Here is a 21,191-nt window from a genome sequence, read left to right on the forward strand (position 1 = left end):
CGTGACGACATCGACGACGAGCACCATCCGCGCGCTGACCGGGGCCTGGCTCGCCCTCTGCGCGATCACCGTGATCTCGTGGTGGTTGGCACCGGGGCATGCCGGCGGCTCCGCGACCGCCAGCGTGGCGCTCACCCTCACCGCGGTCACCCTCGCCGTCGTCAAGGGGCGGGTGATCGTGCGTGGTTTCATGGAGGTCCGCCACGCGCCCGCATGGTTGCGCCGCGCCACCGACGCATGGCTGGTGACGCTGTGGGCGTCCATCCTGATGATCTACCTCTGGTGAGCCGCCGGATCTTCGACCGCCGGCAACGGATCGCCCTCCAGACGGCGCAGCCACTGCTCACAGAACGCGAACGTCTCCGCGTGCCCGGTGCTGATACCCAGGGCGCGCTCGACGACCATGGCCTGAGAAACGCTGGTGGCGAACACGGTCCACACCACCGGAGGTACCTCGGTCGCGTCGATTCCGTGCCTGCGCAGCGCCTCGGCGATCGCGGTGTTCTGCTCCTGGCGGAATCGCTCCGCGAAATAGACGATTTCGGCCCGCAGCGCCTTGCGGTGGTTGGCCAGACCCATGAACTCCATGGTCAGCCGGGTGGCCTCGGGAGCGGTGCTGAATTTCCACAGCGCCCACAGCGGCTGCTCCGACTGCAACGCGGTGCTCAGCACGGCGAGTCCTTCTTCGGCCCTGCGCCGGAACACCGCGAGGAAGAGATCCTCCATCGTGCGGAAGTAGTAGTGCACCAGCTGAGGCTTCAGTCCGGCCCGGTCGGCGACGCGTCGCGAGGTGACCGCCGCGTATCCCTCCTCGATGAGCAACTGCTCGGCGGCGTCGAGGAGCACGACGCGGTTCTTCGCGTCCGGCGCCCCGATCCGGCGTGGCGATGCCACGGCGACCACCTTCCCTGCGCGTGTCGTCTTGGAACCTTGACCCTAACTCTTGCACCATGCTAAGCAAGTGCTCAGCATTTCGCGGCGTTCCTTCGATCGAGCCTCGCGGAACACACCACTTCAGGAGGCCCGGGCCATGAGCGATTTCGACACGATCGACTACTTCACCGATCCGTCGCTGGTGCCCGATCCGCACCCGTACTTCGATCATCTGCGCAGCCGCTGCCCCGTGGTGCGCGAACCGAACTACGGGGTGTTGGCCGTCACCGGGTACGAGGAAGCCGCCACGGTGCTGAAGGACGCAGAGACGTTCTCGTCGTGCATTGCGGTCGCCGGTCCGTTCCCGCCGCTGCCGTTCGTCCCCGAAGGCGACGACATCACCGATCAGATCTCCGCGCACCGCCCGCAGATGCCGATGTTCGAGCACATGGTCACGATGGATCCGCCGGACCACACCAACGCCCGGTCGTTGCTCAACAGGCTTCTGACGCCGAGCAGGCTCAAGGAGAACGAGGACTTCATGTGGCGGCTGGCCGACGAGGTGCTCGACGACATCTTCGCCAGGGAACCCGCCGGACGCTGCGAGTTTCTGTCCGCCTTCGCAAAGCCGTTCTCGCTCTTGGTGATCGCCGACCTCCTCGGCGTCCCCGAGAGCGATCACGAGGAGTTCCGCACCGTGCTGGGCGCACCCCGGCCGGGCGCCAATGTCGGATCGCTGGACCACAGCGATCTGGTGGGCGCCAACCCGCTGGAGTGGCTGGACGAGAAGTTCATCGGCTACCTGGAGGACCGAAGGAGGGAGCCGCGCGACGATGTGCTCACCGCGCTGGCGACGGCGAAGTACCCGGACGGGTCGACACCGCCGGTGATCGAGGTGGTGCGTTCGGCGACGTTCCTGTTCGCCGCCGGGCAGGAGACCACCACCAAGCTGCTCACGGCGTCTCTGCGCGTGCTCGGAGACCATCCCGACATCCAGGAGCGGCTGCGCGGCGACCGGACCCGCATCCCGGTTTTCGTCGAGGAGGCGTTGCGGATGGACGCACCGGTCAAGAGTCAGTTCCGCCTCGCCCGCAAGAACACGACGGTCGGCGACGTCGATGTGCCCGCAGGGACCACGATGATGGTGTGCCCCGGCGCGGTCAACCGGGATCCGAACCGCTTCGCTCATCCCCACGAATTCGATCTGGACCGCAAGAACGTCCGGGAGCACATCGCATTCGGCCGCGGCGTGCACTCCTGCCCGGGCGGACCACTGGCCCGCGTCGAGGGCCGGGTGTCGATCGAACGGATCCTCGATCGGATGCGCGACATCGCGATCGACGAGGACCATCACGGCCCCGCGCACGCTCGTCGGTACACCTATGAACCGACGTTCATCCTGCGCGGACTGACGTCGCTGAACATCACCTTCAGCCCTGCCGGCTGAGCATCTCGCCCCTCTCGGTCTCGCTGGACCGTTCTGGCGTCGCGCCCGCGCGGAGTTGTTATTCTCGCTGGAGAGAATGACGCTCTCAGCTCATCCGGTATCGAGCCCGACATGGAGGATCATGTGAAGTCGGTCGTGGCCATCGCCGCCCTGCTGGTCGCCGGTCTGGTCTCGGCGCCGAGCGCGTCGGCGATGACGCTGGGCAACTATCTGCTGAACATTCCGGACCGGCGCGACTTCCACACCTACGTCTGGTCGATGCTCGCGCCGTGCCGGAACCCGGACAATTCCAAGCGCCAGGACTGCATCAACGTCGACACGCTGCCCCAGCCGATCGCCAAAGCGGTCTACAGCCAGATCGAGGCGACGCTGGCGGACAACCGCTACACGATGGTGATCGACGACCCGTTCGGGTTGCGTTGCGGCGACATCTATTACGGACCGACGATTCCCACCCACGACGTCTACACCTGGGACGCCACCTCGCTGACCGGAGAGCTCGTCTCGTCGTTCGCCGTCGGCTGCGACGGGGCCCCCGGCGGTCAGCTCACCTATCCCTTCTTCCTGACGAGGATGTGAGATGAGAGTGCGATATGCCGTCCTGCCGGTCTTGGTCGTGGCCGCCACGAGCGCGACCGCACCGGCCACGGCGCAAGGCCCGGTGATGCACCACGTGCGCTATACCGTCACCGCCAACGCGCCGTCCTTCGCCGACATCTACTACCGCGACACGGAACCGGCGGTGTTCAGCGATTACAGCCACAACCCCTATGAGTTCAGCCCCCGCGCCGAGGTCGACGTCGCGCCCGACCGGCCGTGGGTGCTCGAGACGCAACTGGCCAATCCGGACCTGTGGGCGATGGTGCTCGTGCAGAGCGGTGAGACCCGCATGTTCGACACCGCCGGCTTCAACTGCGAACTGGCCGTCGACGGAGTGGTGGTCAAGACCAACAGCGGCCCCCGGGGTGCGCTCTGCTCGATCCGGAACTGGTAGCGGCGTTCAGGCGTCGCCGCGGCGCCAGAGGCTGCGGTCGTTCATCGGCACGCACGCCAGGAACAGGCCGTCGGGCGCCTGCGCCACGGCGTCCATGTAGCCGGTGCAGTCGCTGTTCTCCTCGCGGATGCCCATCATCGGCGGCGAGCGGAACCAACGTGGCTCGTAGCGGCGGGGAGAGCCACAGAACAGCAGCCGGCCCGCTCGCGTCGACACCCCGGCGACGGCGGTGCCGAACACGTAGTAGCTGGTGTTCGAGCAGTACGAACCCTGCACGACATTCGGCGTGATTCCCGGTACGCACGACGGATCGTTGCAGGTCTGCGGCTCGGCCGTGGCCTGAGGCGCGGCCAGTACTCCCAGCGCCACCAGTGACGTGGCCGCGATGACGGTCAAACGCACCTGACCACTCTCGCACATCCGGAAATGGAACTCTCGATATCGGAGAAGATTGATCCACTCATCCCCCCGGGGCGCTGACGGCTGTCTCCAATACCGTTGAAAGGCAACGACACCGCTGTGTAACTGTTATTCTCCGAAATCGAGAACACGCCTACCCACGTTCCGAGGAGCTCACCCATGTCGGCGTCCAGACGCAGGGCCGGCGCCGCGGTCGTGACCGCGGCCGTCACCGCCGGTGTGCTGTTCGCGTCCCCCGCCGCGGCCGGGGAGGGCTGGGGCATCAACGGGACGTTCGCGACGTCCTCCAACGGCGACTTCGCCAAGGTGAACGAGCGGTTCCAGGACCAGCCCGGTGAGCGGTCCACCTGGACGGTCAACACCCAGTGCGTCTCCCCCACCGAGTGCACCGGCACCGTCACCAGCGACGCCGGCTGGAGCGCGCCGATCTACACGACCAATGGGCTGTACTACGTCAAGCGCGTCGTTCCGAACTGGCGCTTCTGCGCGGACGGCCAGCCCGTCGAAGGGCTGCAGGTCTACAAGATCTACCCCGTCGGCTTCGACGGGCACGTCGACGCGTCCGCCGACGAGTACACCGGCGAGAACCAGACGACAGGCCCCAGCGGCTCCTGCGGCCGCAACCAGTGGCCGTCGATCCGGATGCCGTTCTACATGAAGAAGATCTGACACCCGGAACCACCGACGAGCGGGCGGGGACCCCCCGGTGTCACATCGGCATCAGGTCTCGCCACGACGTGGGCGCCGCAGCGAGATCGGCTTGGCGGTAAAGCTTTCCGTCACTGCCCATGTACTCCCCGGTGCGGGGGTTGTACTTCGCCACCGCAACCGACGGACCCTTGCCCTGGCCACCGGTGAACGCGCTCGGCGACACGACGGGCGGCGGAGCCGGCACCGGGGTCGCGGTCGGAGGGAACTGCAGGTCGTCCGGCGAAACACCGGGGGGCACCGGGATCTCGGTCGCCTGCGGGAGCTGCGCCGGCGGCGCCGGGACGATCGCCGGATCGGTCACCTGCGCAGGCCCCGGCGGACTCACCGGGGGCGCGGTGTAGAGCGGCTGGCCGGGCAGCATCGCCCCGGGATTGGTCCCCGCGAAGTTCGGCGGAGGCGAGGGCGGCGGCGCGATGTCCGGCGGCGGCGCGGTCACGCCGGGCGGCAACGGTGTGCCTTCGATCGGACCGAAGATGTTGTCGTCCGGCCGCACTCGCGAATCCGGCGGGATGCCCTGCGCGATGAGGTTGGGATCGAGCGGATACGGGCCGAGCGCGTGCTGGCGCTGTGCGATCGGCTGAAACCCGTTCGGGTCGTTGCACAGTTCGACGGTGGGCGCCCGCTTGCCCGGATGCTCCATGCAGGGGTAGTTGCGAGCGCCCCGGACCCCGATCGGCGAGTCTTGCGGCAGCTTGCAGTACAGGCCGTCGGGCGTGTCGATCACCGACGTGTCGGCGGGACTGCGCCACTCCGACGGTGGCAGAAAGCCCACTGTGCATGCCGGCGGATCGCCGAGGCCCAGGGAGAAGTCGCCGTTGGGCAGCCCGGTCGGGTTGTTGGTCGGGGCGTAGGTCTGGATCTGCGCGACGAACGGCGGCACCAGGACCAGCAACTGCTCGATCGACGGGTTGTAGGTGACGCCGATCTGGCCGAACGTGGTCAGGTTGGCCAACAGGACCGGCAGCGTCGGCTTGATGTCGTTGAGCAGGCGCGACGCCTCTTGCGCGAATCCCGGACCGTTCTGCAGGATCGAGCGCACCTGGGCATCGTTGTTCGCGACCTGTTCGGTCACCCCGGCCAGGCTCGCCGCCCAGGTCCGGATCGCATCGGTGGTGCGTGCCTGGGCGTCCAGGAACGGGCCGGCGTCCTCGGTGAGGGCGATCGTCTGGTCGGACACCGCGTTGGCGTCGCGGGTGATCGTGGACGACGAGTCCAGCAGTGACCCGAAATCGTATCCCGTTCCGTTGAACGCCCGGTACGACTCGTCGAGCAACCGGCTCAGACTGTCCTTGGGAATCGTGTCGACCAGAGAGCTGAGCTGGTCGAGCATCGGGCCGACCGCCTGGGGAATGGTGGTGTTCCCCATCGCGATCACCGATCCGTTCTCCAGATAGGGCCCGGAATCGGTGCGCGGCAACAACTCCACGTACTGCTCGCCCACCGCCGACATGCTGCGCACCTCGGCCTTCAGATCCGCGGGGATCTTCGGCGAACGCTCCAGGGACATCGTCGCCTCGGCGCCGCGGTCGGTGAGCGTCACCGACGTCACCTTGCCGATCTGGGATCCGCGGTAGGTGACATTGCTGAACTGGTAGAGGCCACCGGCGGCGGGGAGTTCCATCTTCACGGTGATGCGACCCACGCCGAGCAGCATGGGGACCTGCATGTAGACGAACACCATCACCAGGACACCGACGACCGAGGCGATCGTGAAGATGATCAGCTGGTTGCGGACGAAACGGGTGAGCATCAGCCACCACCTCCGGGTACAGGGGGTTGGGCGGGCGGCGGATTCTGCTGCGGCCCATACGGTCCCGCGAAGATCTGGCCCGGGACGCCGGGGGCGGGCGGTGCGGACTGGGTCTGGATCTGCCCACCCGGCACCGACAGGGGCGCCGGGGGGACGACCGGAAGGATCGGCCCGACATCCGCGGTCACCGGAGGCGGGGCCGACGGCACCACCACGTCGCGCGGCGGGACCGGCTGCGCCGGCGGGTAGGAGACATCACCCAGGGGCGGCCGCATGTTCGGCGGCGGGTCGATCCCGAGCTTGAGCGGGTCGTAGGTGTACTGCAGATAGTTCGGGTCGCCCGGCGCGGGGATCAGTTGTGCCCCTTCCTGTTCCCATCGGGTACCGAGGAAGGTGGTGCGCTTCAGCCGGGGGATCGTGAGATCGACGGTGGCGAACAGGTTGTAGTAGTCGCCGCGAATCGCGCGGTCGATGAAGCTCTGGGTGAAGGGGAAGTGTGCGGCGTATTCCAACAGCGAGTTGAGCTCGGGGCCCACGTCGGCGAAGGTCTTGATGACCGGTTCAAGGTTTTTCAGGTTCTGCACCAGATCGGCCTGCGAATCGTTGACGAACCGGGTGGCGGTGTCGCTGAACGTTCCGAGTTTCTGAAGCGCGGTGGTCAGCCGTGGCCTCTCTTTGACCAGGACGTCGATGGCGGGCGGGATCCGGTCCAGCGCCCGGGTGATGTCGTCGCGTTGGCCGGCGAAGGTCGACGCGAGGCGATTGAGCGACTGGATCGACGCCACGATGTTGTCCCGCTGCGCGTCCAGGGTGCCGACGAAGGTGTCGAGTCGGCCCAGCAGATCCCGGATCTCCCCCTCGCGGCCGTTGAGCGCCCCGCTCACGTTGTGGATGACATCCCCGATCTGGCCGAGGCCTCCGCCGTTGACGACGGCCGCGAGGGCGGACAGGGTCTGCTCGGTGGTCGGGTAGGTCGACGAATCGTTGAGCCCGATGGTGGTGCCCGGGGCGAGCGTGCCCTGCGGGGCCTGTCCGGCCGGCGGGTTCAACGCCAGGTGCATGGAGCCGAGCAGGCTGGTCTGTCCGACGCTGGCGACCGCGTTGGCCGGGATCACCACGTCGGGTTTGACGGAGATCTCCACATCGGCGTGCCAGTCCTTAACCGACAGGGAGCGCACGCTGCCCACCACGACGTCGTCGATCATCACCGGCGAATTCGGTTCCAGTGTCGCGATGTTCGCGACCTCGACGTGATACACCACAGCGCCCGAGCCGCGCCCGACCGCGCCGGGAAGCGGCAGCGAGTTCACGCCCTGGAAGCCGCACCCGCTGACCGACACCGCGACACAGGTGGTGACGACGGCGGCCCGCCGTACGAATGTCCGCTTCGTCATGCCGGGGGCGTCCCTCCTGCGCTGGGCGCCGGTGCGGGCGCCGGAGCTTCTGCGGCGAGCGGTGGCCCGCCCACCGGACCCGGCGCGGGGCCCGGTGCGGGACCGGCCGGCGCCAGCATGGAGTACACACTGGGCGGCACGCTGGGGGGTATCACCGGCGGGGCGCCGGGGAGCAACTGCTGAGCGCCCGGCGGCGGCACGCCGGGCGCCCGCCCGGTGAAGGGCGCCGGGCCCGGCGCCACCCCGTCGTAGGCGGAGATGGCCGGCGGATCGGTCGGCGGCGCCGGTGCCCCGCCGGGGCCGCCGGGCATCAGGTTGGCCTCGGAGTAGATCAGATTGTCCGGGTTCGCCGACGGCATCAGGAACGGGGCGATCGGAAACGGCAGGTAGTTGAAATTGAGCAGCCGCAGCGCGGGCCCGAGGTAGTCCGAGCACAGTTTCGCGGTCTCCGGGGCCGTGGTGTTCTCGATGGCGCCGATCGCGCCGCACACGAACTGGACCGGGTTCGAGAAGTTGTTGAGCACGAACTGGCCCACCGCGCTGCCCACGTCGGGGTTGTAGATGTTGTACGCGTTGGACAGCGCGTTGGGGGCGATGTGCAGGAGGTTCTCCAGCTCCATCTTGTTGTCGAGCAGGTTGCCGGTCACGTTGGCGAGCCGCTGCACCTGTTCGGAGGTCTTGTCCCGGGTGCCCGCGACGAACCGCTGCACATCGACCACGGCCACGGACAGGTTCTTCAGCGCGGCATCGAGATCCGATCGGCTGCCGTCGACGACGCTGGTCAAGGTGGCCAGCCGGTTCTGGAACATCACCACCTGTTCGTTGCTGTTCTTCAGCGCCGTGACGAAGGTCTGCAGATTCTTGATGATGTCGACGACGTCGCCACTGCCTTCGGCGAGCACGCGAGCAACACCCGAGAGCTGAGAGATGGTCTGGCGCAACTTGTCCCCGTTGCCGTCCATCGCGTTGGCCGCACTGTCGATGAACCGCGACACCGACGTCCCGTCGACGCCGCTGCGTGGACCGAGGTCGGTGGACAACCGCATGAGCTGTTCTTTGACCTCGTCCCATTCCACCGGCACCGCGGTGCGCTCCAATGGGATCACCGAGTCGTCGGGCATCGTGGGGCCGCTCGACCTGTAGGCGGGGGTCAACTGCAGGTACCGGGCGGCCACCAGGTTCGGTGCGACGATCACGGCCTTGGCGTCGACCGGTATCGGCACATCGCGGTCCACGCTGAGCACCATCCGGGTCTGCGTGCCCTCGGGAGTGATCGAGTCGATACGTCCCACCTTGACGCCCGATACGCGCACTTCGTCGCCGGGATAGATCCCCGTGGCGGAGGTGAAGATCGCCGAGATCGTGCGCGGACCGAAGTAGGTCTGCCGGATCAGGTAGCCACCCCCGGCGAGGAGCCCGACGGCGAGGGCCACCGCCACGATCGTCGCCAACCGCTTGCGCCCCATCAGCGGGTACCTCCGGGAATTCCGTTGTACGGCAGCGGGAGTTCGGCACGCGGTCCCGAGGTGTCCGGCGGCTGGCCGGCGTTGGTGCCGCGCCGGAAACCGAACGCGTAGTCGATGAACGGCTGCAGCAGCTGCGCGGGCTGCAAGTTCGGCACATAGGCGTTGTAGTACGGCCCGTTGGCCAGCGTCTCGCCCTGGGCCAGGATGAACTTCTTCAGACTCGGCAGGATCTTGGTGATGTTCTCCCGGTTGCGTTCCAGCATCGCCATCACCGAGTTGAGCCGCTGCAGCGTCGGCGCCAGCTCCGCCTCGTTGTCGGCGACCAGACCGCTGAGCTGCTGTGCGACCGCCGAGGTGTTGGCCAGCAGGTCCACGATCGCCTGCCTGCGGTCGTTGAGCACACCGAGCAGGTCATTGGCGTTGAGCAGCAACGTGTTCACCTGCTGACTGCGCTGGGAGAGCACGTCAGTCACGTCGGCGGCGCTCTTGAGCAGTGCGGCCAGATTCTCGTTGCGGTCGTTGATCGACTGGGACAACCGGCTCAGGCCGTCGAATGTCGGACCGAGTTGCGGTGCGATCTGGTCGATCGTCGACGACAACGTGCCCAGCGACTGGTTCAGCGCCGCGGTGTCGGTGCCCGCGGTGTTGGTCGTCAGGTCGCCGACGGCGTCGGTGAGGGAGTACGGCGANCGAATACCACGCCGGCGCCATCGCCCACGTGGTCACGATGCTGCCGTCGGACTCCAGGGTGATCACCCGCTCCCCCAGCAGGGATCCCGTCCGGATGTGGGCGGTGGTCAGCGAACCCAGCGGGTACTTGCCGTCGATGGTGAACGTGACCAGCGCGTCGCCGTTGTCGAGTGCGACGTCGGTGACGGTGCCCACCTTGATCCCCGACAGCGTCACGTCGTTGCCGACGGCGATTCCGCCCGCCTCGGCGAACAGGGCCTGATGCCGGATGGACGTGGCCCACTGGACAAGTCGCTCGGGCTGCAATCCGACCGCGATGACGAGGACGATCAGCATCACGCCGATGAAACCCGCCTTGATGAGATTCGATTCTCGGTACTTGCGCATCAGGGCTCAGCGCACCTTCCGCCTTCTTGTTTGATCATGGGGAAGACCGCGGTCCGGCCCTGCAGATCGGTGACCCGGATCGACAGCCCGCAGATGTAGTACATGATCCAACTGCCGTACGAGCCCAATCGCGCCAGTTTCCGGTAGTTCTCGGGTCCCCGCTGCAGTGCCCGGTCGAGCACGATCTGATGGTCGTCGAGAAGCGGCGCCAGTCGGTTGAGCTGGTCGACGGAGCCGGCCAGCGGCGGCCGCGCCTGGGTGAGAAGGTCGGTCAAAGAGGCGGTTCCGCTGTCCAGTGCGGTGATGGCCGTACCGATCGGATCCCGGTCCTGCGACAGCCCGCTGACCAGTTGCTCGAGCCTGTCGATCGCGTCCGAGAACTTGTCACCGTCCTTGCCGATCGTGTCGACGACGGTGCGCAGGTTGTCGATCAACTGCTGCACCACGGCGCTGTTGTCCGCCAGCGTGGTCGAGAACGACGACGTCTTGCTCAGCAGCGAGTCCAGCGTGGTGCCCTGACCCTGGAAAATCTGCACCAGCGCGGAGGTCAGAGCGTTCACGTCCTGCGGATTGAGGCCCTGCACCACGGGCCGCAGACCGCCGAGCAGCAGGTCGAGATCGAGTGCACCCGCGGTCCGTTCCTTCGGGATCTGCGCGCCCGGGGGCAGCACCCGCGTCGAGCCCGGGCCGTCGAGGAGCTCGAGATACCGGTCACCGGTCAGGTTGAGATAGCGAACCGCGGCTTTCGTGCCGGTGGTGAGCACGACGGTACGGTCGGCGTCGAAGGTGACCAGGACGCTCTTGTCGTTCTGCAGTTCGATGGCGTCGACGGTGCCGACCCGGACCCCGGCGACGCGGACCGAGTCGCCGGTCTTCAACCGCGAGGCATCGCCGAACACCGCTGAGTAGCTCGAGGTCGAGCCGCTGCGGTACTGGCTGAACGCCATGAACAGGAAGGCGGTGAGCAGGACCATCACCACCGCGAAGATCCCGAACTTGACCAGTGTGCCGGTGGCGCGCGTCATCCCGGTTGCCCGATCTGTGCGGTGTTGCGGGGCGGACCGTCCAAGGGCCCGAACAGCAGCTGCTTGAGGCCGTCGGAGTTGAGCACGATGCCCTGGTTTCCGTACTGCCAGGGGTTGGCGCCCGTATCGGTGACCAGATACTTCGACCTGTTACCGAACCCGATGTAGGGCAGGCCCATACATTCCGGGCCGCCCTTGGCCGCCACCTTCGGCAGGTTCGCCGGATAGCGGTACCGCTCGATGCCGAGGGTGAAGGCGACGTTGACCAGAACGCCGGGATCCAGCTGGGGCGGCTGATGCAGCGTGTACTGCATGCCCTTGAGCGTGCAGTCGATGGCGGGGGCGTACCGCTGGAACACGTCGGTGCTCGGAACCAGCAGGTCCAGCACGGTGCTGAAGGCGGCCCGGTTGCTGCCCAGGACGTCGTTGCCGATGTCGGCCAGGCCGATGGCGCTGACCAGGAACGTGTCCAGATTGTCCTGCTGGTCGACGATGCTGTCGCTCAGTGTGGTCGAGTTCTTCATCGTCCGAACGAGATCCGGTGCCGCGTCGGCGTAGGCGTTGGCGACCGGCGCGGTGAGCTCGATGTCCCGGCTCAGGCTCGGCAGGCTGGGTTCCAGCTTGGCCAGCAGGGTGTTGAAATCGCTGAGCGCCTGCCCGAATTTCTCACCGCGGCCGGAGAACGCGGCCGACAGCGCACCGAGTGTCTCGTTGAGCTTGGCGGGATCGATCTTGTCGAGCACCGAAACCAGTTGCTGGAAGACGGTGTTGGCTTCCACCATGACGTGCTGACCCTGCAGCGTCTGGCCGGCCCGCAACGTGTCGGCCGACGGATTCGGCGGCGCGACCAGCTCGACGGACTTGGCGCCGAACACCGTCGACGAGGCGATGTCCACGCCGACGTTGCTCGGAATCAGATGCAGCGCAGAGGAGTCGATGGCCAGCTTCAGATCGGCGGTGCCGTCCGGACGGTAGGACACCGATTCCACGGTGCCGACCTGCACGCCGCGCATCTTGACCTTGGCGTCGGGGTTCATCACCAGGCCGGCGCGATCGGAGATCACCGTGACCCCGGCGGTGTCACGGTAGTCGCCACGGAACAGGACGACGGCCAGCGCGACCACCGCGACGATCGCGATGATCATGCCCAGGCCGACCAGGGGTCGGAGATAGCTGCGCGTCACCTGCCCCCCCTAGCCCGACAGATTGAAGTTGCCGTTGGAGCCGTAGATCGACAGCGACACCAGCAGCGTCACCGAGACGACCACGATCAGCGAGGTCCGCACCGCGTTGCCCACGGCGACCCCGACGCCCGAGGGTCCACCGGTGGCGAAGTAGCCGAAGTAGGTGTGGATCAACAGGATCGTGATCGCCATCAGGATCGCCTGGAGAAAGGACCACAGCAGGTCGATCGGGTTGAGGAACGTGTCGAAGTAGTGGTCGTAGAGACCGCTGGACTGACCGAACAGCACCGTGGTGGTGAATTGGCTTGCGACGAAAGACAGGATCACCGCGATGGAGTACAGCGGGGTGATCGCGATCATGCCGGCGACGATGCGGGTCGACACCAGGTACTCGATGGGTCGGATACCCATCGACTCCAGCGCGTCGATCTCCTCGTTGATCCGCATGGCTCCCAGTTGCGCGGTCACGCCGGCGCCGAACGTGGCGGCCAGGCCGATGCCGGCGACCACCGGCGCCGAGATCCGCACGTTGATGAAGGCCGCCAGGAAGCCGGTCAGCGCTTCGATGCCGATGTTGCCCAGCGAGCTGTACCCCTGAACGGCCAGCGTGCCGCCCGCTGCCAGCGTGAGGAAGCCGACGATCACCACCGTGCCGCCGATCATCGCCAATGTCCCCGCGCCCATGGAGATCTCGGCGATCAGGCGGATGATCTCCTTACGGAAGTGCAATGCCGCGTGGGGCACGCCGGCGATCGCCTTCCCGTAGAACATCGTGTGGTCGCCGATGCGTGACAGCGTCGCCACGGGCCGACCGGCGTAGCTCGTCAGCCGCGGGAAACGCGACCGCAGGATCGTAGAAGTGCCCATGATGTCCGCCTAACCCGTCGTCATCCGGATGCCGACGGCGGTGACGACCACGTTGATGACGAACAGTGCCATGAACGCGTAGACGACGGTCTCGTTGACGGCGTTGCCGACGGCCTTGGCACCGCCGCCGGTGATGGTGAGTCCGCGGTAGCACGCCACCAGGCCGGCGATGAGTCCGAACAGCGCCGCTTTGACGCACGAGATGATGACCTCGGGGACCCCGGTGAGCAGCGTGATGCCGGCGGCGAAGGCGCCCGGGTTCACGTCCTGGATGAACACCGAGAACGTGTAACCGCCCAGGATGCCGATGATGACGACCAGGCTGTTGAGCAGCAGCGCCACCAGACCCGACGCCAGCATCCGCGGAGTCACCAGGCGCTGCACCGGGTTGATGCCCAGCACCTCCATGGCGTCGATCTCCTCGCGAATGGTGCGCGAGCCCAGATCGGCGCACATCGCCGTCGCGCCGGCGCCCGCCACGATCAGGACCGTCACCAGCGGGCCCACCTGCGTCACCGCCCCGAATGCCGCTCCGGCGCCGCTGAGGTCGGCCGCGCCCAACTCACGAAGCAGGATGTTGAGGATGAAACTGACGAGCACGGTGAACGGAATGGCCACCAGCAGCGTGGGCGCCAGGGACACCCGGGCCACGAACCAGCACTGCTCCAGGAATTCCCGCCACTGAAACGGCCGGCGGAAGACGAACACCACCGCATCGGCGGACATCGAGAACAATCCCCCGACCGCCTGCATCGGGCCCTTGACGTTCCGAATCTGCGCGATCCCCGGAGACCACCGTTCAGGTCCTCTACCTGCCATGGCTGTCGGATCCTTCCAGGATCGTCACGGCCGAGACCGCAGTCGGTCCGCCGATGTTGTGCGCCAACCCGATCCGTGCTCCGTCCACCTGGTTGACGGCCTCACCGCGCAACTGCTGGAACAACTCGACGCACTGTGCCACGCCGGTGGCACCCGGCGGGTGCCCTTTGGCCTTCAATCCCCCGCTCGGGTTGACCGGCAGGGAGCCGCCCATGCTGGTCTCCCCTGCCTCGAGAAGTTTGTAGCCACCCAGCCTCTCAGCAAATCCGAGGTCTTCGTAGCTCATCAGCTCGATACCGGTGAGGAAATCGTGCACCTCGGCCACGTCGACGTCGACCGGCCCCAGCCCGGCCATCGCGAACGCCTGCTTGGCCGCCCGGGTGGTCGCCGGGAACGTCGTCAGATCCGGCTTGTGCTGGTGCATGACCGAATCGAGGCCCAGCCCCACCCCGCGGATCCATACCGGCCGGTCGGTGAACCGATCGGCGACGTCCTCGGCGGCGATCACCAGCGCTGCAGCACCGTCGCTCTGCGGCGCGCAGTCATACATCCGGAACGGTGTCACGACCGTTGGTGCGTTCAGGGCCTGCTCCATCGTGATCTCGAAGCGCAGCCGCGCTTTGGGGTTGTTCACACCGTGGCGGTGGTTCTTGACCGCCACCATGGCCAAGTGTTCTTCAGTTGCCGGAGATTCGTGGAGATATCGGCGAACGTGCAGGGCGAATCCCGCGGGCGCCACGAGACCGAGCGGGTAGTCCCAGGCCATGTCGCGCGCCATGGCCTCCCATTCCCAGAGCATGTCGGCCGAGGTGGTGTCGCGCAGTTTGTCCGCGCCCATCACGAGCGCGACGTCGAAGGCGCCTGATGCCACGCCGAACAGCGCGTTGCGCAGCGCGTCTTGCCCGGTGGCGCAGGAGTTCTCGACGCGGCTGACGGGCAGGTCGGGCAGCCCGAGGGTGTCGGCGAGGATTCCCGCCGGGAACCCGTCGGCGGTGCCCATCGCGCCGAACCATGCCGCCTGCACGTCGGTCTTCGCCAGTCCCTTGTCGACCGAGTGCGCGCACTCGGCGAATGCCATCGGAAGCAGATCCTTGATGCCGAGGGCGAAGTGCTCGGCGAACGGGGTCATCCCGGCCCCGACGATCCCGACCCTCCTCACGCCGCGACTCCCGCCCGGGCCCTCACGCCGCGGCCCGTTCCGGTTCGAACGCGTAGCCGTAGTCGGGCACCCCGGAGCGCACCGCGACCCGGCGCAGTGCCAACCGGCCACGGTCCCCGATCTCGACCGTGCCGGGCGTCGCACCGGTGACCTTCACCAGTGCCCGCACCCCGACGTCGTCGAGTTCGACGATCACCAGTGAATAGGGGCTCCGCAGCCCCGGCACCGGGATGTGCACGGTGGTCTCGGTGTAGACGGTGCCGGTGCGCGGCAGCGGCACCAACGCGTAGTCGGTGGCCAGCGCCCCGTCCTCACCGACCCGGTACCGCGGCGGAAAGTCGAGCGTCTCGCTGTCGCTGAAAGTCCCTGCCTCCCAGCGCACCTTGGCCTCGAAGGCGCGCTCGTAGGCGGCCAGCGAGATCGGGATGTCGGCGTCGTCGGTGAAGGTTCCGGCCGGGATCGGTTGCGGCGCAGGCTCTCTGCGGCGGATCGACGCGGTGCCGCCGGTGACGCTGATCCCTGACAGGATCGCCTGCTCGACGGCCACCAGCGGGCCCGTGGCACCACGCTCGGCGAGGGAGGCCAGGGCGAACACGCTCGCGCTCGCCCCGATGGTCGGCAGCACCGGCGGATCCGGCAGACACAACTCGGCGGCGCGCTGGTGGTCGACCCCGGCCACCGCCGCCGGAGTGTCCAGCCACGCGGCGGCCAGCGAGGCGACCAGGCCTCGCTCGTGCAGCAGGCGCGGGTCACCGTAGTCGTGCACGTCGCCGGTGGCGTTGCGGGTTCGCACCGGCAGGCTGCGCGCCACCCGCGCGGCGGTCCGAACCCGCAATCCGTGCTCGCCGGTCACCAGGGCCGCGGCGCCGGCCGGAAACAGGTCGGCACCGATGATCAGCGTGCGCGCACGTGCCGAACTCAGGGCGTCGACGGTCGCCGGGGCGCCGCCGAGCCGCTCGTCGACCTCGAGCTCCGGGTCCAGCCCCAGGCCGGCAAGCAGGACCGCAGCGTTACTGCTCTCCGTCAGCGGCAGGTGCCGGCTGACCAGGACCACGCGCTCGACCGTCGTCCCGGCGTCCAGCGCTGCGCGGCCCGCCTCGACCGCCATCGTGACCACGTCCTCGTCATCGCCGGCGACCCGGTGCAGGGGCGATCCCCAGCACGGCAGGTAGGTGCCGATCGCGGCGACGTAGGGCATGGTGGGGTCTCCAGGGAGCGTGGGTCGGGGGAAGCGGCGATCAGGTGACGGCGCCGGCCGTCTTGAGCTCGATGATGCGGTCCCAGTCCAGTCCGAGCTCGAGGAGGACCTCGTCGGTCTGCTCGGCGAAACCGGGGGCCGGACCGGAACTCGGCGCGGCCACGTCGAACTGCACCGGGTTGGCGACGAGCTCGAGTTCGCCTGCCTGAACCAGGTATTCGTTGGCGCGGACCTGGGCGTCCTCGGCGGCCTGCAGCGTGTCCTGGACCGGCGCCCAGGGCCCGGCCAGCGTCGCGAAGCGTTCGCTCCACTCGGCCAGCGGCCGCTTCTTCATGGCTTCGGCCAGGAACTCGGTGGCGGCCCCGGTGTTCTCGGCGATCGACTCGGCGGTCGCGAAGCGCGGGTCGTCGGCCAGGTCCTCGAGGTCCATGTGCGCGCACACGTCGGCCCAGAATTTGGTGGGCTGCATCATGACGAACGAGATGTACCGGTCGTCGGCGGTGGCGTACAGACCGACCAGAGGATTGATCGGCGAGCCGTGCACACCGGGCGGGAACGCCTCCATGCGCTGTCCGAGATGCTTGGTCAGCGCCACGGTGTGGCCCATGGCCCACAGCCCGCTGCCGAGCAGGGACACGTCGACGACCGACGGCTCGCCGGTGCGCTCCCGCTTGAGCAGCGCCGCCGCGATGCCGCCCGCCAGGTTGGTGCCCGAGATCGTGTCGCCGTAGGCGGGACCGGGCGGGCCGACCATTCCCGGTGTGCCGGGCGGGGTGATGGTCGCGGCGGTGCCCGCGCGGCACCAGAAGGCGGTCATGTCGTAACCACCCTTGACCGATTCGACGCCGCGCGGCCCGAGCGCGCTGCCGCGGGCGTAGACGATCGCCGGGTTGACGGCACGGATGTCGTCGACGTCGATGCCGAACTTCCGGCGGTGGCCCGGAAGGAAGCTGGTGAGGAAGACGTCGGCGCGACGGGCCAACTCCAGCAACACCTCACGGCCCTGCGGCACCGACATGTCGAGCCCTATGCTGCGCTTGAGCCGGTTCGCGTGTTCGATGTTCGGATTGGGGTCGCCCTCGACGCGGAGCAGTCCCGTCTGGCGCAGGCCACGCTGCGGGTCCCCGGTGACGGCATGCTCGACCTTGATGACGTCGGCTCCCCATTCGGCGAGCACCGCGCCGGCCGACGGGACGAACCCGTACATCGCGACCTCGAGGACCCGGATGCCCTCCAGCGGCTTGCTCACGACGGCACCACCGTGGCGAACGTCTTGGTCTCCAGGAACTCTTCGAGCCCGGCCGTGCCCATCTCCCGGCCGATGCCCGACTGCTTGTAGCCGCCGAACGGAGTGTCGGGGCTGAAGTAGTTACCACCGTTGATGGAGAACGTGCCGGTCCGGATCCGGCGCGCAACGGCCAGCGCCCGGTCCTGGCTCCCGAACACCGCACCCGACAGGCCGTAGATCGAGTTGTTCGCGATGCGCACCGCATCGTCGTCGTCGGCGTAGGAGATCACGACGAGCACCGGTCCGAACACCTCCTCCTGGGCGATCTCGCTGTCGGGGTCCACGTCGGCGAGCAAGGTCGGGGTGTAGAAGTAGCCGGGATCGACCTTCTCGCCTCCGGTGACCAGGGTCGCGCCGGCCGCGACCGCGCGCTGGACCATGCCGTCGACCTTGTCGCGCTGTTTCGCGCTGATCAGCGGTCCCATGTATACAGAGGTGTCCACAGGATTTCCCAGACGCACGAGACCGAAGTTGTTCTTGATCAGCTCGACGATCTCGTCCTTGTGCGCGGCGGGAACCAGCAGTCGGGAGGTGAGGGCGCAGCCCTGTCCGGCGTGGGTGACCATGCTGAACGCCGAGAACAGCGCGGCCGTGGAGAAGTCGGCGTCGTCGAGCACGATGGCCGCCGACTTGCCGCCGAGTTCGAGGAACACCTTCTTCAGTGTCTGACTGGCCGCGGCCATGATCGCCCGCCCGGTCGGCGTGGAGCCGGTGAACGTCACCATGTCGACATCGGGGCTGCTCGTCAACGCCGCTCCGACGGCGGGGTCCGCTCCGGAGAGCACGTTGACCACGCCGGCCGGGATGTCGGTGTGCTCGGCGATCAGCTCGCCGAGCGCCAACGTGATCAGCGGGGTGTCGGGGGCGGACTTCAGCACGACGGTGCAGCCGGCGGCGAGCGCGGGACCCAGCTTGGCCAGTGCCAGCTGGTTCGGATAGTTGTAGGCGATGATCGCGGCGACCACTCCCGCGGCTTCCTTCTCCACCCAGCGGTGGTGTTGCATGCCGCGGCTCTCGATGAGCCCGAGATCCTCGCTCAGCGGGTAGGTCTTGAGCAGATCGGCGTAGTACCGCACGATCGCGATGGGCTGGTCGAGTTGGGCTCCTTGGCAGAGCGCCTCGGTGGCACCGACTTCGGCGATCGTCAGCGCGGCGAGTTCGTCGCGGTGTTCGAGCAACGCCCGGTGCAACTGCTCGAGGCAGTGGATGCGCAAGTCGACGTTGGTCGACCAGTCCGTGTCGTCGAAGGCGTGCCGCGCCGCGGCCACCGCGGCCTCTGCGTCGGCGACGGAGGCATCGGGGGCCAGACCGACCACCTCGCCGGTCGCCGGGTTGAGCGAAGGAAACGTCTGCGCCGTCTCGACGAGGCGTCCGCCGATCAGCATCCGGCGGTCGGGCCCTCCGGCCGCCGCCCCGCTGCCGTTGTCCGTCGAGACCGTGGCTGTTTCCTGCATCTTCCTCCTCTGACGAGATGCGCCGTCATCCGGGCATATGTGATGGAAACTGCATTCTCATCTTCGGCGAATCATACATTCGCGAGATGAGAACTCAAGAAAATGAGCGGAACGGTCCCTGCCTGCATCGAGCGGTGTGACAAACGCCGCGTGAACGTCTCATCAGTGCGAACAGTGTCGCGTCGATGTCTTGCGATGTGACGCTTGGCGAGAGTACGGTTCTCGCAATTGAAAGGATGATTCTTGATGGGTGTGTGTTGCGCGTGAAGAACGCTGTCGTCACCGGTGGCGCCTCGGGCATCGGAGCCGCCATCGCGGACCGGTTGAGGGCGGACGGACTACAGGTCGCCACGATCGACCTGAACCCCGGCGAGGCGAAATTCGCCTATACCGCCGACGTCACCGACCGCACCGCCGTGGACGCGGCGCTGTCCGAGATCCGGGCGGATCTGGGACCGGTCACGGTCCTCGTCAACGCCGCCGGGCTGGATCGCTTCCGGCGATTCACCGAACTGACCTTCGAGGACTGGCAGAAAGTCATCGACGTCAATCTCAACGGCGTGTTCCACTGCACCCAAGCGGTGTTGCCCGACATGATCGAGGCCGGCTGGGGCCGCATCGTGAACATCTCGTCGTCGAGCACGCACTCCGGCCAGCCCTTCATGGCGCCCTACGTGGCCGCCAAGTCGGCGGTCAACGGTCTGACCAAATCGCTGGCGCTCGAATACGGACCGTCCGGCATCACGGTGAACGCCGTTCCGCCCGGCTTCATCGACACACCGATGCTGCGCAAGGCCGAGGAACGCGGCTTCCTGGGGGACACGCAGAAGCAGATCGAGGCCACGCCGGTTCGGCGCATCGGCCGTCCCGAAGACATCGCCGCCGCGTGCGCCTTCCTCATCTCCGAGGAGGCCGGTTACATCACCGGCCAGATCCTCGGCGTCAACGGCGGCCGGAACACCTAGAAAGGATCGATGCGGACATGGGACGCGTCCAAGGAAAAATCGCCTTCATCACCGGGGCCGCGCGCGGACAGGGGCGCAGCCACGCCGTGCGACTGGCCGAAGAGGGCGCCGACATCATCGCCGTCGACCTGTGCGAGGACGTCGCGACCATCGGCTATCCGATGGCGACCCCCGAAGACCTCGACGAGACAGCGGCATTCGTCGAGAAGACCGGACAGCGCATCGTCACCGCCAAGGCCGACGTGCGCGACGCGGCCCAGCTGAGGAAGGCTCTCGAGGACGGTGTCGCCACGCTGGGCGGCCTGGACATCGTCGTCGCGCAGGCCGGAATCGCCGGGATGAAGGGCGATCCGCCGCTGCAGGCGTGGACCGATGTCATCAACACCAACCTGATCGGCACCATCAACGCGATCCAGGTGGCGCTCCCTCACCTCAAAGAGGGCGCCGCGATCGTGGCGACGGGTTCGACGGCGGCGCTGATGGACGCGCACAACAAGCCCAACCCCGGCGGCGATCCGGGCGGCATGGCCTACATGACCTCGAAAAGACTGCTCTCACAGTATGTTCACGATCTGGCGACCGAACTCGCAGTGCGCGGCATCCGGGCCAACGTCGTGCATCCGACGAACTGCAACACCGACATGCTGCAGAGCCCGCCGATGTACCGATCCTTCCGCCCGGATCTGGAGAACCCGACCCGCGCCGACGCCGAACCGGTGTTCGGCGTGCAGCAGGCGATGAAGGTCAACTTCATCGAGCCCGAGGACATCAGCAACGCGATCCTGTGGCTGGTCTCCGACGAGGCCCGCTACGTCACCGGTATGCAGCTGCGCGTCGATGCCGGCGGCTATCTGAAGTGGTACGACTACCACGTCTGAGGGAGGACACACGTGAAGGTCTCGGTTGATTCCAGCCGGTGCCAGGGGCACACACTGTGCGCGATGATCGCACCGGATGCCTTTGCGCTCAGCGACATCGACGGCACCGCCTCCCCGGTCAGCGAGGTGGTCGCCCCAGATCAGGAGGCCGCGGTGCGCGAGGCAGCGCAGTCGTGCCCCGAGCAAGCCATCACCCTCGCCGAGTGATTCCTCGCCGAGGGA

The 21,191-nt window shown here is 67.5% G+C and carries 22 protein-coding genes and 1 pseudogene; 8 read left to right on the plus strand and 15 right to left on the minus strand.

The window, feature by feature from the left end; genetic code table 11:
- The first annotated feature begins 1 nt into the window (after position 1).
- Complete coding sequence (locus MCHUDSM44219_RS10445; protein WP_330218620.1) at positions 2-286, plus strand: cytochrome C oxidase subunit IV family protein; 285 nt, start codon at positions 2-4, stop codon at positions 284-286.
- On the opposite strand, the gene MCHUDSM44219_RS10450 is transcribed toward MCHUDSM44219_RS10445, so the two are convergent.
- A complete protein-coding gene (locus MCHUDSM44219_RS10450) occupies positions 274-894 on the minus strand; it encodes a TetR/AcrR family transcriptional regulator (RefSeq protein ID WP_048418259.1) in 621 nt (206 codons plus the stop codon). The two genes, MCHUDSM44219_RS10445 and MCHUDSM44219_RS10450, sit on opposite strands and share 13 nt — an antisense overlap.
- A 136-nt stretch (positions 895-1,030) precedes the next feature.
- Here MCHUDSM44219_RS10450 and MCHUDSM44219_RS10455 point away from each other — a divergent pair, with 136 nt between their 5' ends.
- The 3 genes from MCHUDSM44219_RS10455 (at position 1,031) to MCHUDSM44219_RS10465 (ending at position 3,314) form a co-directional block, all read left to right on the plus strand.
- The gene (locus MCHUDSM44219_RS10455; protein ID WP_048418175.1) at positions 1,031-2,320 is read left to right on the plus strand and encodes a cytochrome P450; all 1,290 of its coding nucleotides are present in this window, start codon (positions 1,031-1,033) and stop codon (positions 2,318-2,320) included.
- Positions 2,321-2,431: 111 nt separating this feature from the next.
- Positions 2,432-2,899: a hypothetical protein gene (locus tag MCHUDSM44219_RS10460; protein ID WP_048418176.1), complete on the plus strand. Its 468-nt coding sequence runs from the start codon at positions 2,432-2,434 to the stop codon at positions 2,897-2,899.
- 1 nt (position 2,900) lies between these two features.
- Entirely contained in the window at positions 2,901-3,314 is a 414-nt protein-coding gene (locus tag MCHUDSM44219_RS10465) for an Rv2576c family protein (protein WP_048418177.1), read from the plus strand.
- Positions 3,315-3,320: 6 nt separating this feature from the next.
- Here the strand turns inward: MCHUDSM44219_RS10465 and MCHUDSM44219_RS10470 are convergent, their stop codons facing one another.
- Entirely contained in the window at positions 3,321-3,716 is a 396-nt protein-coding gene (locus tag MCHUDSM44219_RS10470; protein ID WP_413783596.1) for a hypothetical protein, read from the minus strand.
- 177 nt (positions 3,717-3,893) lie between these two features.
- Here MCHUDSM44219_RS10470 and MCHUDSM44219_RS10475 point away from each other — a divergent pair, with 177 nt between their 5' ends.
- Positions 3,894-4,403 carry an Rv2253/PknI dimerization domain-containing protein gene (locus tag MCHUDSM44219_RS10475; RefSeq protein ID WP_048418178.1) on the plus strand — a complete coding sequence of 170 codons (510 nt, stop codon included), beginning with the start codon at positions 3,894-3,896 and terminating at the stop codon, positions 4,401-4,403.
- 40 nt (positions 4,404-4,443) lie between these two features.
- On the opposite strand, the gene MCHUDSM44219_RS10480 is transcribed toward MCHUDSM44219_RS10475, so the two are convergent.
- The 13 genes and pseudogenes from MCHUDSM44219_RS10480 to MCHUDSM44219_RS10535 all read right to left on the minus strand — a co-directional run bounded on the left by MCHUDSM44219_RS10480 (position 4,444) and on the right by MCHUDSM44219_RS10535 (position 19,126).
- Positions 4,444-6,195, minus strand: a complete 1,752-nt coding sequence (locus MCHUDSM44219_RS10480) for an MCE family protein (RefSeq protein ID WP_048418179.1) — start codon at positions 6,193-6,195, stop codon at positions 4,444-4,446.
- Positions 6,195-7,589: an MCE family protein gene (locus tag MCHUDSM44219_RS10485; RefSeq protein ID WP_048418180.1), complete on the minus strand. Its 1,395-nt coding sequence runs from the start codon at positions 7,587-7,589 to the stop codon at positions 6,195-6,197. Before MCHUDSM44219_RS10485 ends, MCHUDSM44219_RS10480 begins: the two co-directional genes overlap by 1 nt.
- On the minus strand, positions 7,586-9,055 hold the full coding sequence (locus MCHUDSM44219_RS10490; protein ID WP_048418181.1) for an MCE family protein: 1,470 nt from the start codon (positions 9,053-9,055) through the stop codon (positions 7,586-7,588). The genes MCHUDSM44219_RS10485 and MCHUDSM44219_RS10490 overlap by 4 nt, the downstream gene beginning before the upstream one ends.
- Positions 9,055-9,744: MCE family protein (locus tag MCHUDSM44219_RS30905; RefSeq protein ID WP_236695420.1), on the minus strand; the 690-nt coding region annotated here is incomplete at its 5' end. The genes MCHUDSM44219_RS30905 and MCHUDSM44219_RS10490, both read right to left, overlap by 1 nt.
- A gap of 1 nt (position 9,745) precedes the next feature.
- Positions 9,746-10,132, minus strand: a pseudogene (locus MCHUDSM44219_RS30910) (MlaD family protein); the annotation flags it as partial.
- Positions 10,132-11,157, minus strand: a complete 1,026-nt coding sequence (locus MCHUDSM44219_RS10500; RefSeq protein WP_048418182.1) for an MCE family protein — start codon at positions 11,155-11,157, stop codon at positions 10,132-10,134. The gene MCHUDSM44219_RS10500 and the pseudogene MCHUDSM44219_RS30910, both read right to left, overlap by 1 nt.
- Positions 11,154-12,302, minus strand: a complete 1,149-nt coding sequence (locus MCHUDSM44219_RS10505; protein ID WP_082162149.1) for an MCE family protein — start codon at positions 12,300-12,302, stop codon at positions 11,154-11,156. Before MCHUDSM44219_RS10505 ends, MCHUDSM44219_RS10500 begins: the two co-directional genes overlap by 4 nt.
- Positions 12,303-12,350: 48 nt before the next feature.
- Positions 12,351-13,208 carry an MlaE family ABC transporter permease gene (locus tag MCHUDSM44219_RS10510; protein ID WP_048418184.1) on the minus strand — a complete coding sequence of 286 codons (858 nt, stop codon included), beginning with the start codon at positions 13,206-13,208 and terminating at the stop codon, positions 12,351-12,353.
- Positions 13,209-13,217: 9 nt separating this feature from the next.
- Complete coding sequence (locus MCHUDSM44219_RS10515) at positions 13,218-14,027, minus strand: MlaE family ABC transporter permease (protein WP_048418185.1); 810 nt, start codon at positions 14,025-14,027, stop codon at positions 13,218-13,220.
- Complete coding sequence (locus MCHUDSM44219_RS10520) at positions 14,017-15,186, minus strand: thiolase C-terminal domain-containing protein (protein ID WP_048418186.1); 1,170 nt, start codon at positions 15,184-15,186, stop codon at positions 14,017-14,019. The genes MCHUDSM44219_RS10515 and MCHUDSM44219_RS10520 overlap by 11 nt, the downstream gene beginning before the upstream one ends.
- Positions 15,187-15,208: 22 nt before the next feature.
- On the minus strand, positions 15,209-16,384 hold the full coding sequence (locus tag MCHUDSM44219_RS10525; protein ID WP_048418187.1) for an OB-fold domain-containing protein: 1,176 nt from the start codon (positions 16,382-16,384) through the stop codon (positions 15,209-15,211).
- Positions 16,385-16,424: 40 nt separating this feature from the next.
- A complete protein-coding gene (locus tag MCHUDSM44219_RS10530) occupies positions 16,425-17,633 on the minus strand; it encodes a CaiB/BaiF CoA transferase family protein (RefSeq protein ID WP_048418188.1) in 1,209 nt (402 codons plus the stop codon).
- Complete coding sequence (locus tag MCHUDSM44219_RS10535) at positions 17,630-19,126, minus strand: aldehyde dehydrogenase family protein (RefSeq protein ID WP_048418189.1); 1,497 nt, start codon at positions 19,124-19,126, stop codon at positions 17,630-17,632. Before MCHUDSM44219_RS10535 ends, MCHUDSM44219_RS10530 begins: the two co-directional genes overlap by 4 nt.
- 263 nt (positions 19,127-19,389) lie before the next feature.
- Between MCHUDSM44219_RS10535 and MCHUDSM44219_RS10540 the strand changes: the two genes are divergently transcribed.
- The 3 genes from MCHUDSM44219_RS10540 to MCHUDSM44219_RS10550 are packed head-to-tail and all read left to right on the plus strand — an operon-like array spanning position 19,390 to position 21,176.
- On the plus strand, positions 19,390-20,091 hold the full coding sequence (locus MCHUDSM44219_RS10540; RefSeq protein ID WP_048418190.1) for an SDR family NAD(P)-dependent oxidoreductase: 702 nt from the start codon (positions 19,390-19,392) through the stop codon (positions 20,089-20,091).
- A gap of 17 nt (positions 20,092-20,108) precedes the next feature.
- Positions 20,109-20,969 (plus strand): mycofactocin-coupled SDR family oxidoreductase, encoded by an 861-nt coding sequence (locus MCHUDSM44219_RS10545; RefSeq protein WP_048418191.1) that lies wholly within the window; start codon positions 20,109-20,111, stop codon positions 20,967-20,969.
- Positions 20,970-20,981: 12 nt separating this feature from the next.
- Positions 20,982-21,176: a ferredoxin gene (locus tag MCHUDSM44219_RS10550; protein WP_048418192.1), complete on the plus strand. Its 195-nt coding sequence runs from the start codon at positions 20,982-20,984 to the stop codon at positions 21,174-21,176.
- Positions 21,177-21,191 lie beyond the last annotated feature (15 nt).

The organism is Mycolicibacterium chubuense (assembly GCF_001044255.1).
Taxonomy (GTDB): domain Bacteria; phylum Actinomycetota; class Actinomycetes; order Mycobacteriales; family Mycobacteriaceae; genus Mycobacterium; species Mycobacterium chubuense.

What these genes read in the sequence shown, in the direction of transcription:
- MCHUDSM44219_RS10455 (WP_048418175.1), top strand. Translation starts at nt 1,031, where the DNA reads ATGAGCGATTTCGACACGATCGACTACTTCACCGATCCGTCGCTGGTG.
- MCHUDSM44219_RS10460 (WP_048418176.1), top strand. Translation starts at nt 2,432, where the DNA reads ATGGAGGATCATGTGAAGTCGGTCGTGGCCATCGCCGCCCTGCTGGTC.
- MCHUDSM44219_RS10465 (WP_048418177.1), top strand. Translation starts at nt 2,901, where the DNA reads ATGAGAGTGCGATATGCCGTCCTGCCGGTCTTGGTCGTGGCCGCCACG.
- MCHUDSM44219_RS10475 (WP_048418178.1), top strand. Translation starts at nt 3,894, where the DNA reads ATGTCGGCGTCCAGACGCAGGGCCGGCGCCGCGGTCGTGACCGCGGCC.
- MCHUDSM44219_RS10480 (WP_048418179.1), bottom strand. Translation starts at nt 6,195, where the DNA reads ATGCTCACCCGTTTCGTCCGCAACCAGCTGATCATCTTCACGATCGCC.
- MCHUDSM44219_RS10485 (WP_048418180.1), bottom strand. Translation starts at nt 7,589, where the DNA reads ATGACGAAGCGGACATTCGTACGGCGGGCCGCCGTCGTCACCACCTGT.
- MCHUDSM44219_RS10490 (WP_048418181.1), bottom strand. Translation starts at nt 9,055, where the DNA reads ATGGGGCGCAAGCGGTTGGCGACGATCGTGGCGGTGGCCCTCGCCGTC.
- MCHUDSM44219_RS10500 (WP_048418182.1), bottom strand. Translation starts at nt 11,157, where the DNA reads ATGACGCGCGCCACCGGCACACTGGTCAAGTTCGGGATCTTCGCGGTG.
- MCHUDSM44219_RS10505 (WP_082162149.1), bottom strand. Translation starts at nt 12,302, where the DNA reads ATGATCATCGCGATCGTCGCGGTGGTCGCGCTGGCCGTCGTCCTGTTC.
- MCHUDSM44219_RS10510 (WP_048418184.1), bottom strand. Translation starts at nt 13,208, where the DNA reads ATGGGCACTTCTACGATCCTGCGGTCGCGTTTCCCGCGGCTGACGAGC.
- MCHUDSM44219_RS10515 (WP_048418185.1), bottom strand. Translation starts at nt 14,027, where the DNA reads ATGGCAGGTAGAGGACCTGAACGGTGGTCTCCGGGGATCGCGCAGATT.
- MCHUDSM44219_RS10525 (WP_048418187.1), bottom strand. Translation starts at nt 16,384, where the DNA reads ATGCCCTACGTCGCCGCGATCGGCACCTACCTGCCGTGCTGGGGATCG.
- MCHUDSM44219_RS10535 (WP_048418189.1), bottom strand. Translation starts at nt 19,126, where the DNA reads ATGCAGGAAACAGCCACGGTCTCGACGGACAACGGCAGCGGGGCGGCG.
- MCHUDSM44219_RS10545 (WP_048418191.1), top strand. Translation starts at nt 20,109, where the DNA reads ATGGGACGCGTCCAAGGAAAAATCGCCTTCATCACCGGGGCCGCGCGC.